This is a genomic window from Candidatus Methylospira mobilis (assembly GCF_009498235.1).
GTDB classification, from domain to species: Bacteria; Pseudomonadota; Gammaproteobacteria; order Methylococcales; family Methylococcaceae; genus Methylospira; species Methylospira mobilis.
On the sequence record NZ_CP044205.1, the window covers coordinates 4,303,205 to 4,312,823 of the forward strand.

The 9,619-nt window shown below is 55.3% G+C and carries 5 protein-coding genes; 1 reads left to right on the top strand and 4 read right to left on the bottom strand.

Translation table 11 applies throughout. The features are described from left to right. The first annotated feature begins 302 nt into the window (after positions 1-302). On the top strand, positions 303-2,714 hold the full coding sequence (locus F6R98_RS19695) for a TonB-dependent siderophore receptor (RefSeq protein WP_194270033.1): 2,412 nt from the start codon (positions 303-305) through the stop codon (positions 2,712-2,714). Here the strand turns inward: F6R98_RS19695 and F6R98_RS19700 are convergent. From F6R98_RS19700 to F6R98_RS19715, 4 genes are read right to left on the bottom strand one after another with little or no spacing between them, the layout of a single operon-like run. Further along, positions 2,711-4,024, bottom strand: coding sequence for a PepSY-associated TM helix domain-containing protein (locus tag F6R98_RS19700; RefSeq protein WP_153250528.1), 1,314 nt, complete (start codon positions 4,022-4,024; stop codon positions 2,711-2,713). The two genes, F6R98_RS19695 and F6R98_RS19700, sit on opposite strands and share 4 nt — an antisense overlap. Before the next feature lie 51 nt (positions 4,025-4,075). Beyond that, a complete protein-coding gene (locus tag F6R98_RS19705) occupies positions 4,076-5,506 on the bottom strand; it encodes a diaminobutyrate--2-oxoglutarate transaminase (RefSeq protein ID WP_265588115.1) in 1,431 nt (476 codons plus the stop codon). Continuing rightward, the gene (locus F6R98_RS19710) at positions 5,503-7,236 is read right to left on the bottom strand and encodes a cyclic peptide export ABC transporter (RefSeq protein WP_153250530.1); all 1,734 of its coding nucleotides are present in this window, start codon (positions 7,234-7,236) and stop codon (positions 5,503-5,505) included. The genes F6R98_RS19705 and F6R98_RS19710 overlap by 4 nt, the downstream gene beginning before the upstream one ends. Next, positions 7,233-9,617 (bottom strand): penicillin acylase family protein, encoded by a 2,385-nt coding sequence (locus tag F6R98_RS19715; RefSeq protein ID WP_153250531.1) that lies wholly within the window; start codon positions 9,615-9,617, stop codon positions 7,233-7,235. Before F6R98_RS19715 ends, F6R98_RS19710 begins: the two co-directional genes overlap by 4 nt. Positions 9,618-9,619 lie beyond the last annotated feature (2 nt).

Genomic DNA, 9,619 nt, shown 5'->3' on the forward strand with positions numbered 1-9,619 from the left:
GTTGGCTGTGTAGTTACATTTATTTACGTCATTAGGAAAAACAGATAAACGTAGCGCATCGTTGATCAACGATGCGCTACGTTCTCAGCTCCACCCCGCCTGCCTTTCGCTGCCCTGCGCCACCGATTACCGTCCGCTCGCTGCTACTGCTGTAATTGATTTTCTGTTTAGGTATGATATTTGCGTATAAACATGACAGGTTTATAGTTTATAGAGACTACCTCGATAGCAAGAGCCAAGCGTACAGCTCTATTTAGCAGATCATATCCTCTCTCATGGGTAATCATTTAATGCGAAACAGTATGGCAATGGTTATCGCCTTTTCGTTCTCCGCGCCATCGCTCGCCGTTCGCGCCGAATCGAATGCGAGCGAGAATCCTGCCTCGCCGACACGGCCGGAAACCGTAATGCAGTTCGATATACCGGCCCAGGATTTGCCGTCCGCGCTGGCCGCATTCAGCGCGCAGGGACACATACAAATACTGTATGAAGGCAGTATTGCCCAGGGGTTGCGCAGCGCGCCGTTAACGGGCGGCTATACGCCCGACAAAGCGATGCAACGGCTACTCGCGGCTACCGGCCTGCAGCCGCGCTTCACCGGCGCGGATACGGTCACGCTTGAATATAAGCCGATAACCAGGGTGGATACGATCGGCAAAGTCACGGTAAGCGCGAGCGACGCCGGCGGCACTGCGTTTGATCTACCGGAGGATCGCTTAAATTACGCGCTGCCCAACGCCAGCACCGCGACCAAAACCAACACGCCCATCATGGAAACTCCCGCTTCGATTCAAACCGTGCCGCGCGCCGTAATGGACGATCAGCAGGTGGTCAGAGTGGAAGATGCGCTGAAAAACGTCGCCGGCGTGCAAGGCGATACGGAGTATTACGTCAATGCGCTGATACGTGGTTTCAATATCAATAGCGCCACTTACCGGAACGGCTTGCTTGCCCAGAGCGTTTCAAGCCTGGAGACCGCAAATTTATCAAGAATAGAAGTTGTCAAAGGGGCGTTGTCGACGCTTTACGGCCGCATGAATGCGGGCGGTCTAATCGATTTGATCACCAAGCGGCCGGAAGAACTGGCGCATTATTCTCTGCAGCAGCAATTCGGCTCTTACTCGCTTTACCGCACCACGCTGGATGCGACCGGACCGCTAATGAAAGACAAATCGCTGCTGTACCGGCTGAACTTAGCCTATAAGGCCAATAACTCGTTTCGCGATTACGTCAGCGCGGATCATATCTTTGTAAATCCCTCCATTACCTGGCGCCCGAACGACGCGTTCGACTTCAACGCCAATATGGAATATCAGCATGATAACTGGATCAATGACAGCTACCTGGTCGCTTACAAAGGAGCCATATTGAAACTGCCGATCGGAAGCTATCTGGGCGACGGCACTGCCGCGCAATCCATTCCCAATACAGAGGACCGAAAACTGGCCGCTTACGACTGGAACTATCGTTTCAATGACGACTGGAAACTGACCAATCGCTTCATGTTCAGTAATGAGATTTACCAGAATCCCATTTTCAACGGTCTGGCGATGCTGAACGCCAGCACGCTGCAAATGGGTCTGGGCTACGGCAATCTCTACTATAACAATACCTTTACCACGAATTTGGATTTAACCGGTCAGTTCGACACCGGATTCATGCATCACAGCATCTTGTTCGGTTTCGATTATTACAACTATTCGAGCAATAGCACCCCGTCCCATCAGGGGCCAGTGCCGTCCATTCTTCCGAACGTCTATATTTACGCGCCTTATCAAACCAATCCGCTGAATCTTGCCGCCGCTCCGGTTAACTTCAGTTACAAGCAAATCAGCAAGTGGGATGGGCTATATCTCCAGGATCAGATTATATTGTGGGACGATGTACACGTTCTATTGGGAGGACGCTGGGACTGGGCTGCGTATGGCAGCGCAGCGGGCGGAGGAAAAGCGCTCAATACCTTCAGCGTCCCGACCGTCAGCAGCAATACCTTCAAGCCGCGAGCGGGACTGTTATACCAGCCCTGGGATTGGGGATCGGCCTATTTCAACTACACGGAATCTTTTGGGCTGAACAACGGCATTTCCACTACCGGTCAGGCGTTCGCGCCGCAAACGGCTGTTCAGTATGAATTCGGCGTAAAAACCGAGATTTTCGATAAGCGGCTGTTGACGACCCTGGCGCTGTACAGCATCACTCAGAACAACCTGCTGGAGCCGGATCCCCGCAACCCGCTTTTCAGCATCGCCGTAGGACAGGCGCGCAGCAAAGGCGTGGAATTCCAGACGCAGGGCGAGGTTACCAAAAATATAAGCCTGATCGGAGGGTATAGTTACGACGTGGCGAAAATCACCCAGGCCACCGACGGCACCCAAGGCAACATGCTGCCCAACGTAGCGCTGAATTCCGGTAGCTTGTGGACCAAGTATCAGTTCGACAACGATGTGCTGCCGGGTTTGAGTCTGGGGACCGGCGTGTATCTGCAAGGACCGCGAGCGGGCGATACCGCCAATACTATCCAGCTGCCGGGCTATGCGCGCTGGGACGCCAGCGCTACCTACAGCTTCGAACAGTTCGGCGGCAAGATCACCACCCAGCTCAATGTTTACAACATCCTGAACCAGATTTACTACACAAATACCCAGAACAGCGCGGTTCACATTGTTCCGGGAGCGCCATTAACCTTTCTGGGATCGGTTCGGCTGGAGCTTTAAGCGGAACGTACGCCGCGCTCCAAATGAATCTTTCGCGCCCTGCTCTTGCGCAGCCAGATGATAACGCCGGTCACGGACAGCATCACAATGGCTAAACCGGCTACGCTGACGAAGATACGATAGGGCAAACCGAATACGTCTCCTTCGTGCAGCGCTTTTAACCAGGCGCTGACGGTATAGCCGGAATGCTGGGTTGTCGGCAAATGCAAATGCTGCAGTTGTCCGCTGTACAGGTCGAAATACAGCGCGGTGATGCTGTTTTTCTGCTGAACGTCCAGACTGCTTCTAACGCGGTAGTGGTAGCGTCCCAGCTCCGCTTGCCGGTATAACGCAATAGGCTCTTCAACGCTGAAGCCGTGAATTTCGGCTTGTTCCCGCATCAACCGCTCCGCCACGCTCTGGGCTTCGCGCCAGCCCAACGCGACCGCGCCTGGCTGCAGCGAACGCTTGGCCGGTTTTTCAAGCGGCGGAAGGTCGAAAAATATGCGCATGAATGGCTCATAGACTTCCTTGTGAAGATTGAAGGACACGCTGGACCAGGCGAATATCAGCAGCAGGGTCCACAGCCACAACCCGCCCGCGCGGTGCAGGTCGAAGTTGATGCGGTAGCGGGAGGCCGTCCATTTCACCAGCCATGCCGGTTTCCAGCGATGCCAGAAGGAGCGCGACTGCTCCTGCGTTAGTAAAGCATTGCCTGCCGTACCGTTCGGCGTCGCCATAGGCCTGCCGCTCCGGCCGCTCCGGTTTTTTCGACCGGCCGGCAAGGTCAGATAAAACGCAACAAAACAATCGACAGTCCACAGTAATGCAACGATGCCCAGCACCACATTGCCGGTTTTTCCCAGAGACAGGCCAAAGTGCAGGTGATAGATGAAAGGCATCAGATTCTCGAGACCGGTTGGCAGTTCCTCCTTCCCCACCGTGCGCCGACCGCGCTCCCGGCCGGTTGCCGAATCGAGTATCAACTGGTTCGCGCCGAGTTCGTAGGGTTTACCGGTTTTCGGATCCGTTTTTGGCTTGACGCCAATAAGCGCCGAACCGGACGTATCGATATAAACCGTTTTGACTTCGGCTTGCGGCATTAACGCCTGAGCCGCAAGCGCCAGCTCGCCCAGCCCCAGCGCGGGCGCCGACCGGGCTGCAGGGAACAGATGCGGAGTGAGCGCATGGTTCAGCTCCGGCAGGAAAGCCAGCAAACTGCCGGTCAGTCCGACCACAATCAGAAAACCGGCTATGGACAAACCGACCCAGCGGTGCGCCAGCACCCAGAAATGACGGCTTACAGCGAGATTTCGTTGTCTTTTTTCCATAATCGAGTCTCCAAAACCAAGCTGCCGCAATGAAAGAAAGGAACGGACAGATTACGCGGCATAGGCTGCTTCCCTGAAAATGGCGGCGATCTGGTCGATGTTGTTTTCAGTCACTATCAGCGGCGGCAGCAGGCGCGCGACGCTGCCCTGACGGCCTCCCAACTCCAGTATCAGCCCGCGTTTGAGACAATTCCGCTGGATTCTCCGCGCCGACTCGCTGCAAGGCGGATGCGCGCCCAGTTCGTCCCGCGCGGCATGCGGGTCGATTATTTCAATACCGATCATCAATCCGCGTCCGCGCACTTCGCCGATAGCCGGGCAACCGGCCTGAATGCAACGAAGATGATTCATAAGGCGTTCGCCCATGATTTCGGCATGGTGATCGAGTCGATGCTCTCTGATGAAACGCAAGGTGGCCGCTCCTGCCGCCATCGCAAGTTGATTGCCGCGAAAGGTGCCGGCATGCGCGCCGGGTTGCCAGCGATCCAGATTTTCATGGTAGACCACCACGCTCAACGGTAACCCGCCGCCTACGGCTTTGGACAACACCACGACATCCGGCTCTATCCCTGCGCGCTCGAAAGCAAACATGTTTCCGGTACGGCCTATGCCGGTTTGCACCTCATCGATAATCAACGGAATGTCGTATTTTCGCGTGATGCGGCGCATCCCTCTGAGCCAGTCATCCGGCGCTGGAATAACGCCGCCTTCGCCTTGCACCGCCTCCAGTATCATTGCTGCGGGCGGCGCAATACCGCTATTGCTGTCAGCCAGCAGCCGATCGATATAGGAAAGCGAAGCGCGCCATCCCGGTTCACCGCCGAGGCTGAACGGGCAGCGATAACTGTAAGGGAACGGAAGAAAATGCACTTCCGGCATCAAGCCAGCCACACTGGCCTTGGGACCGATTTCGCCGGTTATGCCGAGCGCGCCGTGCGTCATGCCGTGATAAGCGCCGTGGAATGCCAATATCGACCGGCGCCCGGTCGCTGTCTTGACCAGTTTGAGCGCGGCTTCAATCGCATCGGCGCCGGAGGGGCCACAGAATTGAATACGCGCGGAAGCGGCAAAGTCGCTGTTAAAACAACGGAAAAGTTCATGCACGAACGCATCCTTGACCGGCGTGGTTAAGTCCAGCGTCTGCCACGGCGTGCCGTCAGCCACCGCGCGCTGCACGGCGTCGACGGCTACCGGGTGCCGATGGCCCAACGCAAGAGCACCGGCGCCCGCCAGACAATCGATATAGCGTCGGCCGTCGGCGTCTTCGACATAAACGCCTTCGGCGCGGCAGATGGCGATAGGAAGTTTGCGTGGATAAGTGCGCGCATTGGATTCGAAACCGGCTTGCCTGTCGAGATAATAGCTGTTGTCCCATGCATCATCCTTTTTTCTTCGCTCCCCCAACGGCGTCAGCAAAACTTCCTGGCTAAAGATTTTGGGCGTTTGTTCAACGGTTTTTAGCTCAATAACATTCTGTCTCACGACGACATCTCCAATTCGGTTTGTTGCCATTCGTTATCCGCGTTGTTACACGATTCCGTTTCTTGTTTTTCAACCGGTATTTCCGTCAGCCTGCCGTCGTTTAATTTGAGACAGCGGTCGGCAAGATGGAAATAACCGTCGTCATGGGTAATCACGACCACGGTTTTCCCTCTCGCTTTCAGCGCAGGTAGAATTTCGGTGTAAAAAATATTTTTAAAAACAGGATCCTGGTCTGCCGCCCATTCGTCAAATAGGTAAAAAGGGCGGTCTTCCAGATAAGCGACCAACAGCGCCAGACGCTTTCGCTGTCCCTGCGACAGATTCAATGTCGAGAAGACGCCCTGATCGATTTGCACCTTATGATCGAGCTGCAGATGGACGAGGTAAGCGCGCGCATCGGCGTCCAGTTCGTGATTTTGAAAGCCGAGCAGACTGTCGAATAGATAAAAATCCGAAAATACCGCGGAAAACTGTTGCCGGTACAATTCGCGGTTTTGATAGGTAACTTCGCATCCGCCGAGGCGAATTTTGCCTTGTTCCGGGTTATAAAGCCCGGCCAGCAGCAGCGCCAGAGTGGTTTTTCCACTGCCGTTGCCGCCGATCAGAAAAACTATTTCTCCCGGATTCAGCGTCAGATTGACTGGCCCCAGCATGAAACTCCGTTCTTCCCGGTCACTGTGATAACTGTGTGTAATATCAATCATTTCCAGGCATGAGGCCTGTTCACAAAACGGAAGGATTGCCGGATCCGGCGCTATTTCCTGCGCTTCGGACTCGGAACTCAGCTTTTGCACCTTTTTCAGTGCGACGCGCGCCCGCTCGAAGACGGGCAGGCTTTCCATCATGATGGTAAGCGGGGAAATCATGTACAGAATAGTCAGACAATAGCCTCTGAGCATCTGGGGCGTCACCTCCTCCATGGAAAACAGGCCGAAGCGCGCCGCTGCCTCCCTGATCAGGTGCTGAAAATCGGGCATCAGAAACAACGCAACGCCGATCAGCACATAGAACAAGCCGTTTCCCCAGTTATTGGCGAGGATATGACGGCTCATTCCCGAGGTATAATGGCTACGGTAATGAGCCGCGCTGGTTTCCAGACATTCGTTCAGGAAAGCGTCACGGCGCGACCGGTGAAGCTTGAGTTCCTTGATGCCCTGGGTCAGCCCCTTGAAATGCCCGTAAAGGTCATCGTTATATTCGCGGGCCGTTCGAAGTCCGCGCAAAGCCTGTTTCGTTATCAAACGGAAACTGCTTATTCCAATCGCTATTGTGACCGCCACGAGAATGAAAAGCGCGCCGGATAACCAACCCAGATAGCCAAGACAGCCAACCACAATGGCGGCATTGATGCAGAATAACGGCAGCCACCGGAAGGATTCGGCCAGGGTCGTAACGTCGTCGGTCAGCGAGGCCAATATCCGCGCCGGCCCCAACTGCTGCAGATTGCTTAGCGACGCTTTCAGTATTTGCCTGCTCAGTTTCAGACGTAAGTCGAAGATAACGTTTTGCCCGAGACGCAACAACAGCAGAGCCGATGCCGCGCGCGCCGTTAGCAACAGCACGCATAATCCGGCAAAGAGCCAGCCCAGACCGGCTATCTTGTTCTGCTCTCCACCCAATGCGGTATTAATTACTGCAACCAGACCGACCCCCCCCAACCCGCTCAGCAACCCACACAGCATCGACATCGACAGCATCCAGCGCGAGTTTTTCAACAAAAAACGTATCATGGTGTTCCTGCTGTTGCGGACGGTTGGAAAGCTAGCCGGTATACGGATTGGCCTGACAGCAACGGGAGCGGTCTGCCTTCTATCCAGGCCTGATGCTGATCGCCGTAATGCGGGGACAGCGGATGACCTGATTGCCCTCCGGGCATATGCAGTATCCCCAGGTTTTCCTGGCCGGGGCTGACTATCAATCGTTCGCTGGCGCCATTGCCATGCGCGTACCAGCGTATACATTGGGCGCATCCCGGCAACGCCTGTTTCGGCATGTCGAGCCAGTATTTCAGCAATGGCAACGAAGATGAAAGCGGGTGCATCATCGACACCTGGTTGTTTTGCCCCCAATCGGGAGGTAGTTGCGTTTTAGCCTGAGATTGTTCGTCAACATTGCGTTCGGCGCGCTTCAGCACATCGTACAGAAAGGAATTCCAATCCTTATAGTTTGTCTTTTCGGGCTGCAATTCCGGCAACTTCGCTTCCAGCAGCCGTTGCAGCGGTCCGTCGACTGTGGCGCGGGAAAAACGAAATGCAGGATCCAGACTGCGGCATTTACCCAGGAATGGCGAGATAACCGTATCGATCAACATGCGCCGGAATTCGACTACAATCGCTAATCCGGTCGAGTCCCGTTCGGCGAATCCATCCCATCTTTCCAGGCTGCTTCTTAATTGCGCATCCGATTCCCGGTCGCCGTTATCAAGAACGGACAACGCCAGCTGCTGATAAAACCTATAAAATTCGGTGCGCGTATCCAGTTGAAGATCCAGCAAGTCGCGCTCGGTAATTTCCTTCGCTTGGGAAAGACGCTCGCCTATCCGGTAGGCGCGGTAGCCATTATCAAAATAGTGGCCGATGACGTAAGGATAACGATAGTCGACCATACGTTGATTGGCATTGACGATGAATCCAGACGGCGGGTTCTGAGTCCGTGGTAGTTCATCAGGCGGGACATATCCGTCCCAGCCGCGCATACCATCCGCCCAGGAGGCGCTGACGGCCCCATCCAGACCAAAGCGCTTGGGTATTTTTCCAGTGATGGTCCATCCGATGTTTCCGTTGCTGTCGGCGACCAGCGCGTTCAAGGGCGGACTTCCCGCACGATTAAACAGGTTAAGCGCGCTAGTAACGTCCATGGCTTTATCCAGATCAAGCATCTGTAAATCCGTAGCGGCCGGGTCCAGGGCGGTCCAGCGCACGGCCACCGGCTTTCCCAGCAATGAATCGGGTAACACCGGTCCCCAAATGGTTGTTCGCACATTGATTGTTTGGTCAGATTCGCCGCGCACCTGCATCGTTTCCGCCCGTTCGCCGAACTTTGCCGGCCCTTGGGGCGTGTGGTAGCGTTGAGGGTCGCCGGGATCGACATTCACCGAGACCAGATCAACGAAATCGCCCTGTATGCTGGTAAGCCCCCATGCAACCCGTCCGTTGGAGCCGACCGCCAGCAAGGGAACGCCCGGCAGCGTCAACCCGGTAAGCCTGACGTCTCCGTAGCTGATTTCCGCCCGGTACCAGATATTCGGCATCCGCAATTTCATGTGCATGTCGTTGGCCAGTATGGTTCGACCATTCCAGGTTTTTTGAGGTCCGACTACCCAGGCGTTGGAACCCCCGGACGGAGCGCCATAGTCGGATATGCCGCTATATTGTTCATTTCCCGCGCCGTGCTGCAGCAATGCAGCCAAATCATCCTTCGGTAGCGGTACCGGCCGGTTTTGCGCAGATAGGCCATTCAGAATTTGATCGGTATAGTGATCCATCGGCGGAGTAAAAAAATCATAGACGGCTGGCGGCAATGCGGCTTTCATGGTCGTATCCATGCGCTCCGCTTCACCCGTCCACCCCAGCGTTTCCTCCATGCCCAGTACCACCAGCAAGCTGTCTTCGGGCCGCCAGACAGCGGGCCGGTATCTCAACAGCAGAAACTCGGGCGGTAAAACCTGCATGGCGTTCATCGCCTGATTTACACCCTGCGCATAGGCTTCGAGCACACGCTTTTCATCCTCAGGGAGACGTTGCAGTATGTTTTTGGCCACTTGCTCGAAGCCCATCACGCGATGCCGAATGTCGGATTTCTTTAATCCCGCTCCCATCACCTCGGCCAGACGGCCCGCCATTTGCCTCCGCGACAAATCCATTTGGAACAAGCGTTCCCCGCACGTCACAAAACCCAAAACGCGGAACGCGTCTTCGCGGTTTTCAGCTGAAATTTTTGGGATGCCCAATTTATCCAGGCTTACCTCGGCCGGAGCGCCAAGCCCGGCAAGCTGCTGTACCCCGTCGAATTTCGGCAGCGATAACCGCAATACCAGGTACAGTCCTGCAATCAGGGACGTAGCGAGCAAGCCCATGCTCAACAGAAGCCGGAACCGGCGTTTCATTGCCATGA

Bases quoted from the DNA above. Each gene is read 5' to 3' on its own strand.
- F6R98_RS19695 (WP_194270033.1), top strand. From the start codon at position 303: ATGGCAATGGTTATCGCCTTTTCGTTCTCCGCGCCATCGCTCGCCGTT.
- F6R98_RS19700 (WP_153250528.1), bottom strand. From the start codon at position 4,024: ATGGAAAAAAGACAACGAAATCTCGCTGTAAGCCGTCATTTCTGGGTG.
- F6R98_RS19710 (WP_153250530.1), bottom strand. From the start codon at position 7,236: ATGATACGTTTTTTGTTGAAAAACTCGCGCTGGATGCTGTCGATGTCG.
- F6R98_RS19715 (WP_153250531.1), bottom strand. From the start codon at position 9,617: ATGGCAATGAAACGCCGGTTCCGGCTTCTGTTGAGCATGGGCTTGCTC.